The 22532-nt window shown below is 67.9% G+C and carries 4 protein-coding genes; all 4 read left to right on the forward strand.

The window, feature by feature from the left end; genetic code table 11:
• The first annotated feature begins 174 nt into the window (after positions 1 to 174).
• The 4 genes from ACQP2U_RS17860 to ACQP2U_RS17875 all read left to right on the forward strand — a co-directional run bounded on the left by ACQP2U_RS17860 (position 175) and on the right by ACQP2U_RS17875 (position 22529).
• Positions 175 to 6456 carry an SDR family NAD(P)-dependent oxidoreductase gene (locus tag ACQP2U_RS17860; RefSeq protein WP_433715685.1) on the forward strand — a complete coding sequence of 2094 codons (6282 nt, stop codon included), beginning with the start codon at positions 175 to 177 and terminating at the stop codon, positions 6454 to 6456.
• Positions 6457 to 6529: 73 nt separating this feature from the next.
• Positions 6530 to 11743, forward strand: coding sequence for a type I polyketide synthase (locus ACQP2U_RS17865; protein ID WP_433715686.1), 5214 nt, complete (start codon positions 6530 to 6532; stop codon positions 11741 to 11743).
• Positions 11740 to 17040 carry an SDR family NAD(P)-dependent oxidoreductase gene (locus ACQP2U_RS17870; protein WP_433715687.1) on the forward strand — a complete coding sequence of 1767 codons (5301 nt, stop codon included), beginning with the start codon at positions 11740 to 11742 and terminating at the stop codon, positions 17038 to 17040. The genes ACQP2U_RS17865 and ACQP2U_RS17870 overlap by 4 nt, the downstream gene beginning before the upstream one ends.
• Positions 17034 to 22529 carry a type I polyketide synthase gene (locus ACQP2U_RS17875; RefSeq protein ID WP_433716509.1) on the forward strand — a complete coding sequence of 1832 codons (5496 nt, stop codon included), beginning with the start codon at positions 17034 to 17036 and terminating at the stop codon, positions 22527 to 22529. Before ACQP2U_RS17870 ends, ACQP2U_RS17875 begins: the two co-directional genes overlap by 7 nt.
• Positions 22530 to 22532 lie beyond the last annotated feature (3 nt).

Genomic DNA, 22532 nt, shown 5'->3' on the forward strand with positions numbered 1-22532 from the left:
TATCGGCCCGGTTGGAGGCGCTGGTAGGGGAAATCGCTGCGCGCGGCCGGCCGAAGCCCCCGGACGACGACGATCTGCGCTCGGCGAGCGCGGATGAACTCGTCGACATGATCCGACGCGAGTTCGGCAAGTCATGACCAGCGCGCAAGCAGTGGGAAAGGGAAGTGCACCGTAGTGGTCACCGAGAACGAACTCCTCGAGAATCTGCGGTGGGTCACGGCCGAACTGCGCAAGGTTCGCCAGCGCGAGCGTGAGCTGGTCGAGGCCGCGCGGGAGCCGGTGGCGATCGTCGGTATCGGATGCCGGTTTCCGGGGCCGGTGTCGTCGCGGCACGGTCTGTGGGATCTGGTAGCCGGGGGCCGCGATGTCGTCGGCGAGTTCCCGGTCGACCGCGGCTGGGCCGATGACCTGTACGATCCCGATCCCGGCGCACGCGGCAAGTCCTACACCCGGACGGGTGGATTCCTTTATGACGCTGCCGAATTCGATGCCGAGTTCTTCGGCATCAACCCGCGCGAGGCGGCGGCGATGGACCCCCAGCAACGATTGCTGCTCGAAATCTCCTGGGAGGCACTAGAAGACGCGGGTATCGATCCGCACTCGTTGCGCGGTAGCGACACTGGTGTATTCGCCGGGGTCATGCAGCACGACTACGGGTTCGCGGCCTTGCGCAGTGAGCGCCGCGACGAAGTGGAGGGCTATATTACGGTCGGCGCGACGGCAAGCGTCGTATCGGGTCGAGTCGCCTACACACTCGGCTTGATCGGCCCCGCCGTGACGGTCGACACCGCGTGTTCGTCCTCGCTGGTGGCACTGCATCAGGCATGTCAGGCGCTGCGCTCCGATGACTGTGATATGGCGCTGGCCGGTGGCGTCACGGTGATGGCCACGGCCGAGCCGATGTTCATCGAATTCAGCAGGCAGGGCGCGCTGGCGCCGGACGGACGATGTAAGTCCTTCGCGGAGTCCGCCGACGGCGTGGCGTGGGGCGAGGGCGCGGGGATCGTCGTGCTGGAGCGGCTGTCGCGCGCTCGAGCCGAGGGACACCAGGTATTGGGGGTGATCCGCGGGAGTGCGGTCAACCAGGACGGTGCGAGCAACGGGTTGACCGCGCCGAATGGTCCGTCGCAAGAACGAGTCATCCGCACGGCATTGGCGAATGCGGGTTTGGCGCCCGAGGACATCGATCTCGTCGAAGCACACGGGACCGGAACGCGGCTGGGCGATCCGATCGAGGCGCAGGCGTTGCTGGCCACCTACGGAGGCAATCGGGATCAGCCGGTATGGCTCGGTTCGGTGAAGTCGAATATGGGCCACACTCAGGGGGCGGCCGGCATCGCCGGAGTGATCAAGATGGTGGAGGCAATGCGCCATCGGATGATGCCGCGCACGTTGCACGTGGACGCGCCGACCTCGCATGTGGATTGGGGCGCGGGCAATGTGGAACTGCTCACCGAGTCGCGGGCGTGGGAGGAGTCGCCGGGGCGGCCGCGGCGGGCGGCCGTATCGTCGTTCGGGATCAGTGGCACGAACGCGCATGTGATCCTCGAGGAGGCAGCGGCACCGGCTCCCGAAACGGCACCGGTGGCGGTGCTACCTGCGGTGCCGTGGGTGCTGTCCGGTCGATCCCCGCAGGCGGTTGCCGCCCAGGCCGATCGGCTGCGCAACTGGCTGTCCGCCAACCCCGCGGCGACGGCGCTCGATGTCGGAGTCTCCCTCGCCGGACGGGCTCAGCTCGGACATCGCGCGGTGATCGTGGGCGAGGACCGCGCGGAACTGGTCGTCGCGTTGGCCGATATCGCCGCGGCGCGCGGCATTTCCGGTGAAACCGTATTCGTCTTTCCCGGTCAGGGTGCGCAGTGGGCGGGTATGGGCCGCGCGCTCGCCGAGGTGTTCCCGGTATTCGCGGAGGGCTTCGACGCCGCACTGGCCGCGGTCGAGCCGCTCGTCGGCGCCGTGCCCGTGCGAAATACGCTGTGGGGCAACGACGAACAAGCGGTCGCGGCGACGATCGTCGCGCAGTGCGGACTGTTCGCGATGGGTGTGGGGCTCTCCCGACTCCTGGCCGCGTGGGGTGTCCGGCCCGCGCTTGCGATCGGGCATTCGGTAGGTGAGATCACCGCCGCCCACATCGCCGGGGTGTTGTCGCTCGCGGATGCGGCGCGCGTGGTCGGCGTGCGTGCGCGGTTGATGGCCGGGCTGCCGAGCGGCGGTGCCATGGCTTCGATCGCGGTGGCGGTCGACGAGATCGGTGAGCTGCCCGCGGGTGTGTCGATCGCGGCGGCGAATACGGCGGGATCGGTGGTGGTTTCGGGTCCGGAGCCCGCAATAGCCGAACTCGAGCGGCGTTGGGCGGAACGCGGCCCCAGGCGGCTGCGGGTCGGTCACGCATTCCACTCCGAGCTGATGGAGCCGATGCTCGACGAGTTCGCGGCGGCAATCGCCGAGATCAGGCCGGGGCGGGCGCGAATCCCGGTGGTCTCGAATGTGACCGGTCGGTTGGCCGACGCCGAGTACGGCACGGTCGAATACTGGGTGCGGCATGTGCGTGAGCCGGTGCGGTTCGCCGACGGCGTCACCGCGGCACTGGCCGCCGGTGGGACCCGATTCGTGGAGTTGGGACCCGGCAGTTCGGCATCGGCGATGGTTGCCGAAACGGCGGACGCCGCGGCGACGACGATCCCGCTGCTGCGGCACGGACAGCCGGAAGCGCGTTCGGTGATATCCGGAGTGGGTCGACTGTGCACCGCAGGCGGTGCGGTCGACTGGGCCGCTTGCTTCGCGGGAACAGGTGCGCGGCGGGTGGATCTGCCGACGTATGCGTTTCAGCGGCAGCACTATTGGCTGACCGCGTCGCGCGGTGATGTGTCGGGTTCGGGGCTGATCGAGTGGCGGCATCCGGTGTTGGCTGCCGGGTTGGAGGAACCGGACTCGGGTGGGCTGCGCCTGACCGGTCGTCTGTCGTTGGCGGGTCAGCCGTGGCTGGCCGATCACCGGATGCTGGGGTACGTGCTGTTTCCGGCAACGGGTTTCGTGGAGCTGGCATTGCAGGCCGGTGCGGCGTGCGAGTGCCCGGTCGTTCGCGAGCTCACACTGCGAGCGCCACTGGTAGTTCCCGATCAGGGTGCGGTAGCTGTGCAAGTGGTCGTCCGCGGCGACTCAGGTGCGCGGGAGCGCTCGCTGTCGGTGTACGCGCGGGTCGAAGGTGGCGACGGCGGGTGGGTCTGCCACGCCGAGGGAGTGCTGGCCACTGAACAGACGGTATCGGTCCCGATGGCCCCGGCATGGCCACCCTCCGATGCGGTGGAACTGGACGCGCAGGCCGCGTATGAGCGGTTGGCGGCAGCTGGATACGGGTACGGCCCGGCTTTCCGGGCGGTGCACCGTATCTGGCGCAACCACGATGGATTGTTCGCGGAGGTGGCCCTGCCCGATTCGGTGGAGGTCGCCGGGTTCGGTATCCATCCAGCGTTGCTCGACGCCGCCGTACATGCGGCCGCGCTCGGGTCGCTGGATGTGGGCGCGGAGTTGCGGTTACCGTTCGTGTGGGAGGGAACGGCATTGTCGGCGGGGGATGCGCGTCGACTTCGCGTCCGGATCACCTTGTCGGACAACAATATCGGGCAGCTGGATGGCTTCGACAGTGCGGGCCGTCCGGTGGTGTCGGTGCGGCGGCTGGTGACCCGACCCGTCACCGCGGACCAGCTGGCACTTGTTGGTGACCGGGAAACGGTTGCGCTGCAACAGGTGCAGTGGCTCGCGGTGCACAGTCGGCACGTCGTCACCGACAGCGACGCGGGTCGGGTCGTGGACCTTGCCGATTGGCGGTCAGCCATCGACGCCGGGGCGGCGCCGGAGGCGCTCGTGGTGAATTGCTCCGGTGGGGGCAGCGTTTCGGACACGGTCGTCGACACGTTGGAGCTCGTGCAGTGGTTCGTGGCTGACGAACAGTTGAACCATGCACGGCTGGTCGTCGTGACCGGCGGACTCGCGGGCGCAGCGGTGCGCGGTCTGGTGCGCTCCGCCCAGGCCGAGGAGCCGGGGCGAATCCTATTGGTGGACCTGCGCGGCGATGCCGGTGAGCTGGATTTCGCCGGATTGTGGGCGTTGGGCGAGCCGGAGGTCGCGATCTGCGACGGCGAGGTGTTCGTGCCCAGGTTGGCACCGGCGGATACCGGTGCCCTGGTGCTGCCGGAGGGGGAGTGGCGGCTGGCTGTGGCGAACAGTGGTGTGTTGGATGGGGTTGGGGTGGTGAGTGGTTCACCTGGCGGCGGTGAGCTGGGTGCTGGGATGGTGCGGGTTGGTGTTCGGGCGTTGGGGGTGAATTTTCGGGATGTGTTGGTGTGTTTGGGTGTGGTCGCTGATGGGGCGGGTTTGGTGTCGGATGTGGCCGGTGTTGTTGTCGAGGTTGGTGTGGGGGTGTCGGGTCTTCGGGTGGGTGATGCGGTGATGGGGCTTGCGCCTGCGGGTGGTTCGGTGGTGGTGACTGATCGTCGCTTGTTGACGCGTGTTCCGTCGGGTTGGTCGTTTGTCCAAGCAGCTGGTGTGCCGACGGTGTATTTGACGGCGTGGTTGGCGTTGGTGGAGGTGGCTGGGGTTCGGGTGGGGCAGCGGTTGTTGGTTCATGCTGCTGCTGGTGGGGTGGGTATGGCGGCGGTGGCGTTGGCGCGGCATCTGGGGCTCGAGGTGTATGCGACGGCGAGTCGTGGTAAGTGGGCGACAGTGCGCGACTGGGGGGTCGACGCCGATCGGATTGCTGATTCGCGCACAACTGGTTTCGAGGAGCGGTTTCTGACCGTGACTGGTGGTGCGGGGATGGATGTTGTGTTGGATTCGTTGGCGGGGGAGTTCGTTGATGCGGGTTTGCGGTTGTTGCCGCGTGGGGGGTGGTTTGTGGAGATGGGCAAGACCGATATCCGTGTCCCAGAGACGGTTGCGGACACCTATCCGGGTGTGCGGTATGAGGCGATTGATTTGACCCGGGTGGATGCTGATCGGGTCGGGTGGATGTTCGGTGAGTTGGCTGGATTGTTCGAGCGGGGTGTTCTGCCTGTGTTGCCGGTTTCGGTGTGGGATGTGCGGCAGGCGGGTGCGGCGTTCCGGTTTTTCGGGCAGGCGCGTCATGTGGGGAAGATCGTGTTGAGGGTGCCGCGGCGGCCGGATCCGGGTGGGACGGTGCTGATTACTGGTGGTACGGGTGGGTTGGGTGCGCTTTTGGCGCGGCATTTGGTGACTACACATGGGGTGCGCCATCTGGTGCTGGCCAGCCGCCGAGGCCGGGCGGCACCAGGCGCGGGACAGTTAGCGGCCGAATTGACCGAGCTAGGCGCGAAGGTGCGCATTGTGGAATGCGATGTCGCCGACCGCGATTCGTGCCAGCAGTTGTTGGCGCAGATACCGCGCGAGCACCCGCTGACCGCGCTGGTTCATACGGCTGGCGTGCTCGACGACGGTGTGCTCGGTGCGCTGACGCCGGAGCGATTGCGGAATGTGTTGGCGCCGAAGGTCGATGCTGCGTGGTATTTGCACGAGTTGACGCGTGGGCTGGATTTGGCGTGGTTCGTGTTGTTCTCCTCGGTTGCCGGTGTGCTCGGTTCGCCGGGGCAGGCGAATTATGCGGCGGCGAATGCCTTTCTGGATGAGCTGGCGGCGTTGCGGCAGCGGTCGGGGCTGGCGGCGGTATCGATCGATTGGGGCCTGTGGACGACCGAATCGGGGATGGGCGCCACGTTGGATACCGCCGATGCCGCGCGGATCGGCCGAGAGGGTCTGTCACCGTTGAGTGTCGAAGCCGGGCTGGCGATGTTCGATGCGGCGGTGGGCCAGCCCGCACCATCGATCGTGGCAACCGAATTCCGTCCGCCCGGAGCGGCGGATATGGCCGCGCTGCATCCGATGGTGCGCAGGTTGCTGGGCGGTCGGCCGCCCGCCGATACCGGCACGTTCGCGGATCAGGGGGTACAGCTCGCCGGGTTGACGCCCGAGCAGCAGGCCAAGCGGTTGCTGGAGCTGGTGCGATCACAGGTCGCCGCCGTACTCGGGCACCGCGGCCCAGAACAGGTCGACACCGATGTGAACTTCCGTGAACTCGGGTTCGATTCGCTGACATCGGTCGAACTCCGCAACCGCCTCGCAGCCGCGACCGGGCTGCAGCTTCCAGCGACCACTGTCTTCGATCAGCCGACGCCGACCGCCATCGCCGAGTATCTGATGGCGCGGCTCGGACACGCCGCCACCGATGATGACACCGAGATCTTGTCGACACTGGATCGCACGCTGACGCTACTGCGTGACCGATCGCTCGACGACGACACCCGAAAGGCGATCTCGGCCAGGCTCGCCCGCGCGCTGAACGAACTCGACGCCGCGGTAGAGCCGGACGCGATCTCCGCGGATGCGATCGAGGAGGCGGGCTTCGACGAGATGTTCGAACTCATCGATGAGGAGCTGCTGTGACCGAGCGCAGCGAGGGAACCATCAGTACAGCACCAACGGTCGCAGCGACGCCGACCGTTAGCGAGGCGCGGCTGTGACCGATCGCGACGAGAAGACACTCGCCTACCTCAAACGGCTGACCCTCGAATTGCAGAGCACGAAGCGGCGGCTCAAGCAGTTCGAACAGTTGCAGGGCCCGATCGCGATCGTGGGCGTCGGCTGTCGGTTCCCGGGTGGCGTTGGATCGCGGGCGGCGCTGTGGCAGTTGGTTGCCGACGAACGCGACGTTGTCGGCGATTTCCCGACCGACCGCGGCTGGGGCGACCTGTACGACCCTGACCCGGATACGCACGGCAAAACGTACACGCGGGCCGGTGCGTTTCTCTATGACGCCGCGGAATTCGATGCCGAGTTCTTCCGGATCAGCCCGCGTGAGGCGCTGGCGATGGATCCGCAACAGCGGGTGCTGCTCGAGGTCGCCTGGGAGGCGCTCGAGGACGCCGGTATCGACGCGATGTCGTTGCGGAGCAGCGATACCGGCGTCTTCGCCGGCGTCAGCGGCTGCGTGTACGGACTGGATAATGACGACGACGGGCTCGACGGTTACCGGATCAGCGGCAATCTGCCCAGCATCGTGTCGGGTCGAGTGGCCTATACCTTGGGCTTGGTCGGGCCTGCGGTATCCCTCGACACCGCATGCTCGTCGTCGCTGGTCGCGATCCACCAGGCGTGCGCCGCACTGCGGGCGGCCGAATGTGGCCTGGCATTGGTGGGTGGGGTGACCGTGTTGACGACGCCGACAATGTTCACCGACTTCGGCCGACAGCGGGGGCTCGCACCGGACGGCCGTTGTAAGTCGTTCGCCGATTCCGCCGACGGCGTGTCGTGGGGTGAGGGTGCCGGAGTGCTTGTCCTGGAACGACTCTCGGACGCCCAAGCCAATGGGCATCGGGTGCTCGGCGTTATCCGTGGCAGTGCGGTCAACCAGGATGGGGGCAGTAACGGACTGACCGCGCCCAATGGCCCGTCGCAGGAACGCGTGATCCGAGCCGCGCTGGCGAATGCCGGATTGTCGCCGGCCGATGTCGACATTGTCGAGGGGCACGGCACCGGAACGACGCTCGGCGATCCGATCGAGGCGCAGGCGTTGCTGGCCACCTACGGCCGTGGCCGGGAGCGGCCGATGTGGTTGGGCTCGGTGAAATCGAATATCGCGCACTCCCAGGCCGCGGCCGGCATGGCAGGCGTGATCAAGATGGTCGAGGCGATGCGGCATCGGGTGCTGCCACGCACGCTCCATGTGAATGCTCCGTCGGCGCAGGTGGATTGGCGCGAAGGCAATATCAGGCTGCTGACCGAAGCACGACCGTGGGAGCCGGTGGACGGTCGGCCGCGGCGTGCGGGGGTGTCGTCGTTCGGGATCAGCGGCACCAACGCGCATGTGATCGTGGAGGAAGCGCCGACGCCCGTACCCGAACCCGAATCGACCCGGTCGCTGCCGGTCGTGCCATGGGTGCTGTCCGGTCGGACCGCGGGAGCCGTTGCCGCGCAAGCCGATCGGCTGCTCCGGTGGCTGGCCGACGATCCCGAAGCGTCGGCACTCGATGTCGGCGCGGCCCTGGCCCGACGAACGCGGCTCGAGTACCGAGCGGTCGTGGTCGGCGCCGATCGCGCGGAACTTGCTGCGGGATTGTCCGAAATCATTGCGGCGCGGGGGCTTTCGGGTGAAACGGTTTTCGTCTTTCCCGGGCAGGGTGCGCAGCGGGCCGGGATGGCCGCGGAGCTGTTCGAGACCTTCCCGGTGTTCGCGGATGCGGTGTGTGCGATCTGCGACCCCGCATGGCTGTTCGACCCGGGCACCGATCTCGACCGAACCGACCATACCCAGCTTGCACTGTTCGCCGTCGAAACCGCCTTGTTCCGGCTGCTCGAGTCCTGGGGCATCACGCCGGATCTGCTCATCGGGCATTCGATCGGCGAGATCACCGCGGCGCATGTCGCCGGGGTCTTGTCGCTACCGGATGCCGTGGAATTGGTGACCGCCCGCGGCCGACTCATGGCGGCCCTGCCTGCGGATGGTGCGATGCTGGCCGTCGACATCGACGAGGTCGGCGCGCTGCCGAGCGGGATTTCGGTGGCGGCGGTGAATGCGCCCGGGTCGGTCGTAGTGTCCGGTCCGGCGGCCGCGATCGCCGAACTCGAGGCGCGGTGGGCCGACCGGCGCACGCGGCGATTGCGCGTGTCGCATGCGTTCCATTCGGAGTCGATGGCGCCGATGCTGGCCGAATTCGACACTATGGTGCGGAAGTTGACGTTTCGGCCGCCGCGGATACCGATCGCGTCCAACCTCACCGGACGGTTCGAGTCCGAGCTGTTCACCGATCCGGACTATTGGGTGCGGCAGGTTCGGGAGCCGGTTCGATTCGGCGATGACGTCGCGGCCGCGGTGGCCGCCGATGGCACCCGATTCGTCGAGATCGGGCCGGGCAGTTCGGCCTCGGCGATGGTCGCCGAGACAGTCGATCCCGAGGCCGCGGTGACGGTCGCGTTGCTGCGGCGCGAGCAGTCCGAGGTGCGGTCGGTCATGGCCGGGGTCGCTCGGTTGTTCACCGCGGGCGTCGCGGTGGATTGGGCAGCCGTCTTCGCTGGCACCGGTGCGCGCCGAGTGGACCTGCCGCCGTATGCCTTCGATCGGCAACGCTATTGGCTGACACCATCGCCGCACGGCCGCTCGGATGCCGGACTCTCGCATCCGGTCCTGACGGCGGTGATCGAGGAACCCGACACCGGCGGAGCGCGTCTGACCGGACAGCTGTCCTTACTGGCGCAGCCGTGGCTGGCCGATCATCGCGTTCTCGGCCACGTCCTTTATCCGGCAACGGGTTTCGTGGAGCTGGCACTGCGGGCGGGCGCGGCGTGCGGGTGCCCTGTGGTGCGTGATCTGACGCTACTGACACCGCTGGCGATTCCGGAGTCGGGTTCGGTCACGGTGCAGGTGTCGGTGCGTGCCGATGACGGGACCGGCGTGCGGGCATTCGCGGTTTACGCGAACTCCGCTGGTGCCTGGATCTGCCATGCGGAAGGTGTACTCGCGGAGCAACAAGCCGAAGCGGGCTTCGCGGGATTCGGCGACTGGCCACCTGGCGGGGCGGTAGAGGTCGACGCGGCCGGGATCTATGACCGGCTCACCGACGCGGGCCTCGAGTACGGCCCCGCGTTTCGCGGGCTGCGTCGGGTGTGGCGGCGCGGCGACGTGTGGTTCGCCGAGGCAGCGGCGGAGGAGATCAGCGCCGCTGCCGCGCAATTCGTGACGCATCCGGCTCTGCTCGACGCGGTACTGCATACGCAGGCGTTCGCGCACGGTGCGGATGTGCTCGAACCGATGGTGCCGTTCGCCTGGGACGGTGTTGTGGCGCACTCGTTCGGCCGTGGTGCCGTGCGTGCCCGGCTCACCCCCGTGGGGCCGAGCGGCGTGGCGATCGATATCACCGACGATACGGATGTCCCAGTGCTGTCGGTGCGGTCGTTGACGATGCGTAGGGTCTTGGTCGATCGGCTCGACCGGACACTGCATGTGGTCGACTGGCGGCCGGTCGAGGCGCCCTCGGCCGTTCCGCTGACCTGGGGGGCGTGGGGCGGCGACACGGTACCCGATGTCGTTGTCGCCGACTTCCGGCGTACCGCGCCAGCGCTCCCGTCCGATGTGCAGTCCGCAACGCTGACCGCACTGAAGATGTTGCAGGAGTGCACGAGTGACGATCGGTACGCGCGTGCTCGGCTCCTCGTGGTCACCTGCGGTGCGGTCGACCTTCCCGGCGATGGCGTCATCGATCTCGCCGGTGCCGCTGTGTGGGGGCTGGTGCGGTCGGCGCAGGCGGAGCATCCGGATCGGTTCGTGCTCGCCGATATCGACGTCGATATCGACAACGAATCTGTCGCGCGAGTGGTCGCCCCAGCAGAACCGCAGATCATATTGCGCGGCGATGTGATCCGGGTAGCGCGCCTGGTGCGGATGGCACCGACCGAGCCGATATCACCTGAGCCGCTGACCGGTGGGGCGGTGCTGATCGCCGGTGGCACAGGAGATGTCGGTACTGCGATCGCACGGCATCTCGTCGCAGCGCACGGAGTTCGCGACATCGTGCTGGCGAGCCGTCACGGGGCCGCGACGACCGTTGCCGATGAACTCCGCGCGGCGGGCGCGCTCGTGCGGGTCGAGCGCTGCGACCTCGCGGACCGGAATGCGGTGGAACAGTTGGTGTCCGCGATCGTCGCCGAACGGCCGCTCATCGGCGTGGTCCACGCCGCAGGCATCCTGGACGACGGCGTCATCACATCCCTGACCCCCGAGCGACTCGACACGGTTTTGGCGCCGAAGGTGGCGGGTGCATGGAATCTGCACGAAGCGACCGCGCGGTCGAACCTGTCGATGTTCGTGCTCATTTCTTCGGCCGCGGGCGTGCTCGGCGCTCCGGGACAGGGTAACTATGCCGCCGCCAACGCATATCTCGACGCGCTCGCGGCATACCGCCGGGCACACGGTGCGGTCGGTGTCGCGATGGCATTCGGACCGTGGGAAAGCGGTATGAGCGGGCGACTGGACGGCGCGGCGCGCAAACGCTTGGCCCGCACCGGTATTCGTGATCTGGCCCCCGCGGCCGCGCTGGCCGCCTTCGACCAGGCGCTGCACGCGCGGCAGCCGGTCGTCGTGCCCGTCGGCCTGGATCTCGCGGCCGCGGACCCCGGCTCCGAGCTGCCGCCGATCTTCGCGGCGCTGGCGCCGAGTCAGCGCCCCATCGCACGCGCAGCAGCCATGTTCGGCGATCTTTCACCCGCGAAACGTCGTGCGGAGATCCTCCAACTCGTCCGCACGCACACCGCGGCGGTCCTCGGGCATCCGGGCCCCGCCGCGATCGCACCGGATCGGCTGTTCCAGGAGATGGGGTTCGACTCGCTCGCGGCGGTGCAACTGCGCAACCGGATGCGAGCGGCGACCGGCGTCGACCTTGCCGCCACGGTCGTTTTCGACTATCCGACGCCTGCGGCGATCGGCGAATACCTCGCCACCGAATTCGACGGGCGTGACGATGATCCGGCCGTCGACACGGACGAACGGATCCGTGCGGCGATCGGCGCGATTCCGCTCGACCGGCTCCGCACGGCCGGATTGCTCGACCAGTTGCTCGACCTGGCCGGTGTTGCGACCGCACCGGTCGAGGTGGTGGGCAGCCGGGCCGAGCAGATCCGAGATATGGATGAGGAGAGCCTGATCCGCATGGTCCTCGGTGATCCGGACGGTCCGGCATGAGCGGCTCGGATACCCGGTTGGTCGAGGCGCTACGGCGTTCGGTCATGGAAAACGACGAACTGCGGGCAACGAATCAGCGGTTGACGGCCGCACTCGCCGAACCCATCGCGATCGTCGGAGCCGCCTGCCGCCTGCCCGGCGGCGTGACGACGCGAGATCAACTGTGGGACCTGGTCGCCGACGGCCGCGACGCGATCGGTGCCTTCCCGGTCGACCGCGGCTGGGACCCCGACCTCTACGATCCCGACCCGGACGCGGTAGGCCGATCCTCTGTGCGGGAGGGCGGGTTCCTCTACAACGCGGGCGATTTCGATGCCGGATTCTTCGGCATCAGCCCGCGCGAAGCCCTCGCCGCCGACCCACAGCAGCGGTTGCTGCTCGAGGTTTCGTGGGAGGCGCTCGAGGACGCGCGGCTCGATCCGACCTCGTTGCGGGGCAGCGATACGGGTGTTTTCGCGGGTGTGATGTACCACGACTACGGGCAGATGAACCAGCTGGGGTCGATAGTCTCCGGCCGGACCGCCTACTCGCTCGGCCTGACCGGTCCGGCGGTCACCGTCGACACCGCGTGCTCCTCGTCGCTGGTGGCACTGCACCAGGCGGTGGCGGCGTTGCGGGCCGGTGAATGCGGTCTTGCTCTGGTCGGTGGTGTTTCGCTCATGGCGACGCCCGGTGTCTTCGTCGAAATGTCGCGGCAGCGCGGGCTTTCACCGGACGGTCGCTGCAAGTCCTACGCCGCCGCGGCCGACGGGGTCGGCTGGTCCGAAGGCGCGGCAATGGTTGTGGTCGAACGGCTGTCGAGCGCCCGGCGCAACGGCAGGCGCATCCTGGCGGTCGTGCGAGGGTCAGCGGTGAACCAGGACGGCACCAGCAACGGGCTGACCGCACCGAACGGACCAGCGCAGGAACGGGTGATCCGCGCCGCTCTGGCCAACGCCGGGCTCGACGCCGACGATATCGACGTCGTCGAGGGCCACGGCACCGGAACGACGCTCGGTGACCCGATCGAAGCGCGCGCGCTCGTCGCAGCGTACGGCAGCAAGCGGGATCGGCCGATCTGGCTGGGTTCGATCAAGTCGAACATCGGACACACGCAGGCCGCTGCGGGCATCATCGGCGTAATCAAGATGGCGATGGCCATGCGGCACAAAACGATGCCTTCGACACTGCATGTCGATGCGCCGAGCCCGCACGTCGACTGGTCCGCCGGAACCGTGCGGCTGCTCACCGAATCGCGGCCGTGGCCGAAGGGGGAGCGGCCGCGCCGCGCCGCGGTGTCGTCGTTCGGCATCAGCGGCACCAACGCCCATGTGATCCTGGAAGAGCCACCGGCCGAGCCGATCCCGGCCCGCGAGGTGCCGCCACCGCCTGTCGTGCCGTGGGTGATCTCCGGGAAGACCGCGGCAGCGCTTACCTCGCAGGTGGACCGGATCCGAGACCGGGTCGTGGCCACACCGGAGGCCACTCCGGCCGATATCGGTGTGTCCCTCGCGGACCGCGCCAGGCTCGAGCACCGGGCCGTCGCGGTAGGCGCTAGCCGCGCGCAATTGCTTGCGGCGCTTGCCGATCCGACTGTGGGCCACGCGATATCGGGGAAGACGGTATTCGCTTTCCCAGGCCAAGGCGCACAGCGGCTGGGAATGGGACGCAGGCTGCACGAGGCGTTCCCGGTATTCCGCACGGTGTTCGACGATGCGGTGGCTGCCGTCGAGCAGCACCTGCCCGTTGAGTTGCGGCCCGTGCTCTGGGGTGTGGACGAACAGGCGCTGACGCAGACGATGTTCGCGCAGAGCGGCTTGTTCGCCGTCGAGATCGCGCTGGCCGCACTGCTCGAATCGTGGGGCGTCGCGCCGGATCTTGTCCTCGGTCATTCGGTCGGCGAGATTGCCGCCGCTCACGTTGCTGGGGTTCTGTCGCTCGAAGATGCCGCGAGGGTCGTCGCCGCGCGCGGCAGGCTGATGCGGGCGCTGCCCACCGGCGGCGCGATGCTCGCCGTCGCGGCGAGCGCGGACGAAGTGCTGTCGCTGCTGTCGGGCGGTGTCGAGATCGCCGCGGTGAACGGACCAGCTGCCGTGGTGATTTCGGGCGATGCCGACGGATTGGCGACGACAGCGGCGGAATTCGCCCGTCGCGACTGGAAGACCACCAGGCTCGCGGTCTCCCATGCCTTCCACTCGGCGGCCATGGATTCGATTCTCGATGAGTTCACCGCCGTCGTCGCGGATATCACCGTCGGTGCGCAACAGTTGCCGGTCGTATCGACCCTGACCGGCAACGTCGCGCCCGAGGATTTCGGTACGCCACGGTACTGGCGACGGCAGCTGCGACAACCAGTTCTGTTCGCGGACAGTGTCGCCGCCGCGGCCGCCGACGGCGCGGTACGGTTCGTGGAGGTGGGCCATGGGGCCGCATTGACCGCGATGATCGCCGCTGTCGATGCTGAGGTCGTACCGGTGCCGCTGCTGCGCGGCGACGGCGACGAGATCGAGTCGCTGGTAACTGGGCTCGCCCGCTTCGACGTCACCGGCGGTGCGGTGGACTGGGCCCGCTATTTCGCGGGCACCGGCGCGCGCCGCGTCGACCTGCCGTTGTATCCCTTCCAGCGGCAACACTTCTGGGCGGTGTCCGCGGACCGCGACGTGACGGGCGCCGGTCTCGCATCCTCCGGACACCCGTTGGTCGGCGCGGTCGTGGAATCGCCCGCCTCCGGTGGCGTCGTACTGACCGGACGGCTCTCCCTGCAATCGCAGCCGTGGCTGGCCGAGCACCGCATCTTCGGCCGCGCATTGCTGCCCGGTGCCGGATTCGTCGAACTGATGGTGCGTGCCGGCGACGAAGTCGATTGTTCCGTCCTGCGGGACATGACGATTCGGGCACCGCTGCCGATTCCGGAGACGGGCGGTGTCGCGCTGCAGGTCGTCGTCGACGGCGTGGATACCGACGGGCATCGCGCGATCGCGGTCTACTCGCGACGCGACCGGGTGCGGGACTGGATGCTGCATGCCGAAGGAACGCTGGTGAATTCGACGGCGGGGCCGGTGCCGCATCTGTCGGCTTGGCCGCCGGAGGGCGCGACGGCTCTCGATGTCACGGCCGGTTACCAACATCTGGCCGAGCGCGGGTACGGCTACGGTCCTGCCTTCCGTGGGGTGCGACGGCTTTGGCGATCCGGCGAGGAGATCTGTGCCGACGTCGTCCTCCCCGCCGCTGCCCGTGATCCTGACGGGTTCGGGATCCATCCCGCACTGCTGGACGCGGTACTGCACGCGGGCTTGCTCGCGATGCGCGATGAGATCACCGCGCTGCCGTTCGCCTGGCAGGATATCGCCCTGCACGCGGTCCGGCCGAGCGCTGTTCGGGTCCGCATCAATCCGACCGGCGGTGCGGGTGTCTCGGTCGTTGTCACCGACGAAGCCGGGCGTCCGGTGTTGTCCGCAGGCCGGATCGTCGCGCGTCCCGTCTTGGTTGACCAGCTGAGTGGCGAAGCGCCAGAGCATGATTCGCTGTTCCGAATCGAATGGCTGCCGGTCGATGTCGGTATCGACGAGGGGACCGTATGGCAGCCGTGGAAAGAGGCCGCGACATCCGACCACGTCGCGCCGGTGGTCGTCGCTCATTGCGCAGGCGGATCAGAGGCGATGCCGGTGCGGGTCCGCGCGACGGTCGGGCGGATGCTCACTGTCCTGCAAGCGTTTCTGAGCGAGGACAAATTCGCCGACAGCCGCCTAGTGGTGCTGACCGACGGCGCGGTGGCGTTGCCCGGCGAGGACGTCGCGGATCTCGCGGCTGCGGCTGCTTGGGGCCTGATCCGCTCGGCGCAGGCCGAGCAACCGGGCCGGATCGTGCTCGCCGACGTCGATAGTGACGTGTCAGTCGGTGCGCTGATCGCCACGGGCGAATCCGAAATCGCTGTTCGCGCACGGCGATACCTCGTGCCTCGGCTCGTGTCGGTCGGTGGCCGGAAAACAGCGGGTCCGGATCTTGCGGCTGGCATCGTGCTGGTCACAGGTGGCACCGGCGCGCTCGGCGCACAGGTCGCCGAGCATCTGGTGCGACAACACGGTGCGCGACATCTGCTGCTCGTCGGCCGTCGCGGCGCCGCAGCACCCGGGGCCGACGACTTGCTGGCCCGTTTGCGCGCACTCGGCGCCGAGGCGGATATCGTCGCCTGCGATATCGCGGATCGAGATGCGGTGGGCGCGTTGCTTGCCGGCATTCCCGCGACACGGCCTCTGGTCGGTGTGGTGCATACGGCCGGCGTGCTCGACGACGGAGTTGTCGGCTCGCTCACCGACGAGCGACTCGACACCGTATTCGCGGCCAAGGTCGACGGCGCCTGGCACCTGCACGAGCTGACCAAAGACGCGAATCTCGCGCTGTTCGTCCTGTTCTCGTCGGTCGGTGGGACGATCCTGCCGATCGGCCAGGGCGGCTACGCGGCGGCCAACGTATTCCTCGACGCGCTTGCCGCGCATCGTCGGGCGGCCGGCCTGCCCGCGACTTCGATGGCGTGGGGTCCATGGGAGGGCGCGCGAATGGGTTTGGCGCTCACCGGCCTACAACAGCAGCGCATCCGCCGTAGCGGCGTCCTGCCGCTCGCACCCGAGACCGCGATGCGGCTGTTCGACGCGGCGGTCACCGGATCCGACCCGATGGTGCTGCCCGCGCACATCGACCGGTCGGCGCTGCGCCGCGGCCCCGGGGAGCTGCCTGCGCTGCTTCGGGGTCTGGTGCCCGCCGCGGCCCGGCGACGGGCAGAATCGGACGACGCGCCCGCGGCCGTTCGGGCGAAACTAGCTGCGCTGTCGAGCGACGAGCGCCGCGACTACCTGAGCGAGCTGATGCGCCGAATGGTCGCCGACGTACTCGGGCACGGCGCGCCGTCGGACATCGATCCCGAAACCGCGTTCAACGAGCTGGGGTTCGACTCACTGGCCGCCATCGAACTCAGGAACAAGCTCAGAGCCGCCACCGGACTGAATGCGGGCGTCGCGGTCGTATTCGACTACCCCACGGTCACCAAACTGTCCGGATGGCTGGCACATAGCCTCGGTTTCGGCGACGAGCCGCGCGAGGACCGCTCGACCGACGCCGATATCCGCCGCAGGCTCGCAGCGATTCCCGTCGCCACGCTTCGCAGCAGCGGCATCCTCGATGCATTGCTGCGGCTGGCAACGCCGAGCGAACCGGCCGAACCCGCGATCGGCGACGAGCCCGCGATCGACGAGATGGATTCCGCCGAGTTGATCCGCCACGTCCTCACCTCGCAGCAACGGCCGGACCGGGAGCAATCATGACCTCGACCGACGAATTGCTGAACGCGCTACGCGTGGCCGCCAAGGAGAACGCGCATCTGCAGAAGGAGATCGCAGCGCTGCGCCGCCGTGACGCCGAACCGATCGCGATCGTCGGCATGGGCTGTCGCTATCCCGGCGATGTGAATTCCCGCGCGACGCTCTGGGAGCTGGTCGTGACGAAACGTGACGTCGTCGACGGGTTCCCCCGAGACCGAGGCTGGCGTTCGGATCTGCACGACCCGACCGGCGGTGCGGGGCGGTCGTTCACTCGATCGGGCGGATTCCTTTACAACGCAGGCGATTTCGATGCCGGCTTTTTCGGGATCGGGCCGCGCGAGGCCGAGGCGATGGACCCGCAACAGCGAATCGTGCTCGAGGTGGCGTGGGAGGCGCTCGAGGACGCGGGCATCGACCCGGTGTCGTTGCGGGGCAGCGACACCGGGGTGTTCACCGGCGTGATGCATCATGACTACGCCGGTATCGGTGGTGCCGGATCGCTTGTATCGGGTCGCCTCGCCTATGTTCTCGGCCTCGAAGGACCTGCGGTATCGGTGGACACGGCCTGCTCGTCGTCATTGGTCGCGATCCATCAGGCGTGTGTGGCGCTGCGGCGGGGCGAGTGTGCGGTCGCACTGGCCGGGGGTGTGACGATCATGGCGACGCCTTGGCTCTTCGTCGAATTCACCAGGCAGCGAGCGCTTTCCGCGGATGGTCGGTGTAAGTCGTTTGCGGAGTCGGCTGATGGTGTGGGTTGGGGTGAGGGTGCGGGTGTGTTGGTGTTGGAGCGTTTGTCGGATGCTCGGGCTAATGGTCATCGGGTTTTGGGTGTGGTTCGTGGGAGTGCGGTGAATCAGGATGGTGCGTCGAATGGTTTGACGGCGCCGAATGGTCCGTCGCAGGAGCGGGTGGTTCGGGCGGCGTTGGCGAGTGCGGGTTTGACGGCTGCTGATGTGGATCTGGTTGAAGGGCATGGCACCGGTACGGCGTTGGGTGATCCGATTGAGGCGCAGGCGTTGTTGGCGACGTATGGGCAGGGCCGAGACGAGCCGGTGTGGTTGGGGTCGGTCAAGTCGAATATGGGCCATACGCAGGCGGCTGCGGGTGTGGCTGGGGTGATCAAGGTGGTGGAGGCGATGCGGCACGAGATGATGGCGGCGACGTTGCATGTGGATGTGCCTTCGTCGCATGTGGATTGGGATTCTGGTGCCGTGGCGTTGTTGACCGAGGCCCGGTCGTGGACATCGGTGGGTCGGCCGCGGCGGGCTGGGGTGTCGTCGTTTGGGATCAGTGGGACGAATGCGCATGTGATTGTGGAGGAAGCCCCTGCGGAGTTGGCGTCGCAGGAAGCTGGAGACAGGTTGGTGTCGCCGGTAGCTGCGGGCGGGTGGGTGTCGCAGTCGGGAACTCTGCGGGCATCGCAGGCGGGCACCGAATCGCCGCAGCTGGAACCGGGGACGGAGTCGCTGCTGCTGGAACCGGGGACCGGGTGGGTGCTGCCGCAAGCGGATACTGGATCGCCGTTGCGGGCTGGGGTGGGGTTGGCGGTGGTGCCGTGGCTGATTTCTGGGCGGTCGGCGGAGGCTGTTGTGGCGCAGGCAGACCGACTGTCCACATTGGGGTCGGCGTCGGTGTTGGATGTGGGGTTTTCGTTGGCGACGACGCGGGCGCATCTGCCGTGGCGGGCTGCGGTATTGGATCGGTCCGAGTTGGGTGCTGTGGTGCCGCGCCGGGTGGTCGGGGGGAAGACGGTGTTCGTGTTCTCGGGGCAGGGGGCGCAGTACGCGGGGATGGGGCGTGAACTGTTCGAGGCATTCCCGGCGTTCGCGGAATCAGTTCGTCAGGTGTGTGATCCGGCTTGGTTATTCGATCCCGACACCGACCTGGACCGTACCGACAACACGCAGTTGGGTGTGTTCGCGGTCGAGGTGGCGTTGGCGAGGTTGCTCGAATCATGGGGTGTGACACCGGATTTGGTGATCGGGCATTCGATCGGTGAGATCACCGCCGCACACGTGGCCGGGGTGCTGTCACTCGAGGACGCGGTGCGTTTGGTGGCTGCTCGTGGTCGTTTGATGGCGGCGCTACCGGCGGGTGGGGCGATGCTGGCAATCGAGGTCGATGAGATCGGCGTGGGCGCTGACCTGCCGGATGGGGTTTCGGTTGCGGCGATCAATGCACCGGGTTCGGTGGTGGTGTCGGGACCGGAGGCGGGCATCGCCGAACTCGAGGCACGCTGGGTAGACCGCCGCACCCGTCGGCTGACGGTGAGTCACGCGTTCCACTCGGTGTTGATGGAACCCATGCTCGACGAATTCGGCCGTGTGGTGGCGGATTCAACGCTCCGATCGCCGCATATTCCGATCGCGTCCAACTTGACCGGTGCGGTCGAGTCGGACCTGTTGGTGGATCCGAAGTACTGGGTGCGACAGGTGCGTGAGCCGGTCCGCTTCGCCGACGGCATCACCACACTTCGGCAGGCGGGCGGTACCCGATTCCTCGAAATCGGTCCAGATGCCGTGCTCGCCGGGCTGATCGATGCGGAGACGGTGGTGGCGACTCAGCGTCGCGGGCGGGATCAGGTCGAAACCCTCGTCCGCGCCGTCGCCGAAGCGCATTGCGCCGGTGTCGATGTCGATTGGGCTGAGTTCTATGCCGGGACGGGTGCGCGGCGGGTGGATTTGCCGACGTATGCCTTTCAGCGGCAACGCTATTGGCTGTCACCGCCGGAGCCCGCGAGTGATGCCGTCGGGTTCGGGCAGGAATGTGTCGATCACCCGCTGTTGTCGACGATGGTGTCGTTGGTCGGGTCCGGTGAGCGTGTCGTGACCGGTCGTTTGTCGGTGGTGTCGCAGCCTTGGCTTGCTGATCATGTGGTGTTCGGTTCGGTACGGCTGCCTGGTACGGGTCTGGTGGAGTTGGTGTCGGCGGCGGGCCGGTTGGTGGGCTGTCCTGGCATCGAGGAGTTGGTGCTCGAATCGCCGCTGGTCTTCGATGCCGGGGTGGCGGTAGCGGTCCAGGTCGAGATCGCCGCACCGGACGAGCGTGGTCACCGCGTGGTGGTCGTCTATTCCAGGCCCGATAGCGACCGCGAACCGCCATCGTGGAAACGCCACGCCACCGGTTCGGTCGCACCAGCCGGTTCCGTGCGCCCTCCGTCGCCGGAAGCACAGTGGGCTCCGGCCGATGCGGAGCCGGTGCCGGTGGCGAATCTCTACGCCGGACTGGCTGACCTCGGGTATGAGTACGGCCCGGCCTTCCAAAGCGTCCAGGCCGCGTGGCGGCGCGGCGACGAGATCTATGTCGAGCTCGACGCGGCATCGGCAGATCTCGAAACAGGTGTCTGGGTTCATCCGGCGCTGCTCGATGCGGCATTCCACGTTGCGATAGCCGCCGCGGGAGATCTCCTTGAACCGGGAAAGGTGCTGCTGCCGTTCGTTTTCCAGGGCGTGTCGGTTGCCCGCACCGGCGGGTCGCGAATGCGAGTGCGGCTGCGGCGCGACGGCGATCGCCTGGCCGCGACAGTGACCGACGGTGTCGGGCAGCCGCTGGCGACGATCGAATCGGTGCGCGTCGCCGCGGTATCGCGAAAACAGTTGGCGGCATACGGGAATCGAGACGCGCTGTTCGCTGTGGAGTGGCATCCGGTACCGGCCGCGGCCACACAGTCGGGACCGGTGTGGGGCATCGGCGATCCGTCCCAGGATCTCGGAGTCGTGATGGGATGGTTCGCGGACGTCGCGAGCGTGGCCGCCGTGGTGTCGGATGCATCGCGGCCACGGGCGGTCGTGCTGCCGTGCCGCAAGGTCGTCGGCGCGACAGCGGCACGAGACGTCGCGGTGGCGACGGTGCAGGTGTTGCAGGAATGGGTGCGACACGCCGAGCTGGCCTCGATTCCGTTGGTGGTGGTCACCGGGGGCGCGGTCGCGACCGGTGCCGCCGATACGCTGCCCGGTATCGCTCAGGCGCCGGTGTGGGGACTGTTGCGAAGCGCGCAACTGGAGTATCCAGGTCGGTTCGTCATCGTCGACGTCGACGGTTCCGGAGCCGAAAAGGTCTGGCCGATCGCGATGTCGGGCATGGAATCGCAACTGGCGGTACGGAACGGACGAGTCCTGTCGCCGCGCCTGGTGCCCGCCGATATCGAGCCGGATTCGAGCATGCAGTGGGACACCGACGGAACAGTCTTGATCACCGGCGGTGGCGGCGCGCTCGGCATCGCGGTGGCACGTCACCTGGTGCTCCAGCACGGTATGCGGCATCTGGTGCTGGCGAGCAGGCGCGGCGGTGCGACCGACAATGCGCGACAGGTCACGGCCGAACTGGCCGAATATGGAGCACACGTCCGATGGGTGGCGTGCGATGTGACGGATCGGTCGTCGATCGCGCAGGCCCTCGCGAATATCGACAGGGCACATCCATTGACCGCAGTCGTGCACGCGGCAGGCGTCCTCGACGACGGCGTGATCGCGACGCTGACGCCGGACCGGATCGAGAAGGTGCTGGCACCGAAGGCCGAGGGCGCCTGGCATCTGCACGAACTGACGCGTGATTTCGAGCTGGCCGGATTTGTGCTGTTCTCGTCGGTGGCGGGCACGATCGGGGCACCGGGACAGGCGAATTACGCTGCGGCGAACGCGTTTTTGGATGCACTCGCCGAATACCGACGCGCGCGCGGTCTCCCAGGACGTTCGGTCGCTTGGGGACTGTGGGACCTGACCGAGGGGATGGCGGGCAGCCTCGACAAGCCCGGTCGGGAACGGCTGCGCCGCGGCGGACTGGCCGCGATGACGCCAACGGAGGCACTGTCGCTCTGGGATGCGACGATGACGGACGGGCGCGCGGCGGTCGTGGCGGCACGATTCGATCGGCCCGGCATGCAAGCCCAGGCAGCGGCGCTGGGGGCAGTGCCGCCGATATTGCGCGGGCTCGTCCATCTGCCCGCAGCGTCGAGTCTCGACGGCGCCCCGAGCGCGCAGGCCGCGGCTCGGCTCGCCGAACGGCTCTCCGTGCTGTCCGGTGATGAGCGCCGGCGCCTGCTGTCGGATCTGGTGTGCACGCATGTGGCGGCGGTACTCGGCCATCCCGGTCCCGAGGCGATCGATCCCGAATTGTCGTTCCAAGACCTCGGATTCGACTCACTGGCCGCCGTCGAGTTGCGCAACCGACTCGCCCATGCATCCGGCCTCACCCTGCCCGCGACCGCAGCGTTCGATTACCCGACCCCGACGACCTTGGCGGCGCACCTCGCAGCGCAGCTGTCGACCGACCACACCGAGCATTCCTTCGAGCAAGCGCTCGAAGCCCTTGCCACACAGTTCGACACCATGCCGATAACCATCGAAGATCGGCGCCGGTCCGCGAAACGCCTGCGCCGGTTGCTCGCCGACCTCGAGGACGGAGGATCCGAACCGACCGGTGATCGTGACGACGACATCCGAAGCGCGACCGAAGACGAGCTTTTCGAACTGCTCGACGGTGAACTCGGTTAGCGC

This window comes from Nocardia sp. CA-084685 (assembly GCF_050955785.1).
Classification (GTDB): domain Bacteria; phylum Actinomycetota; class Actinomycetes; order Mycobacteriales; family Mycobacteriaceae; genus Nocardia.

Bases quoted from the DNA above. Each gene is read 5' to 3' on its own strand.
- ACQP2U_RS17870 (WP_433715687.1), top strand. From the start codon at position 11,740: ATGAGCGGCTCGGATACCCGGTTGGTCGAGGCGCTACGGCGTTCGGTC.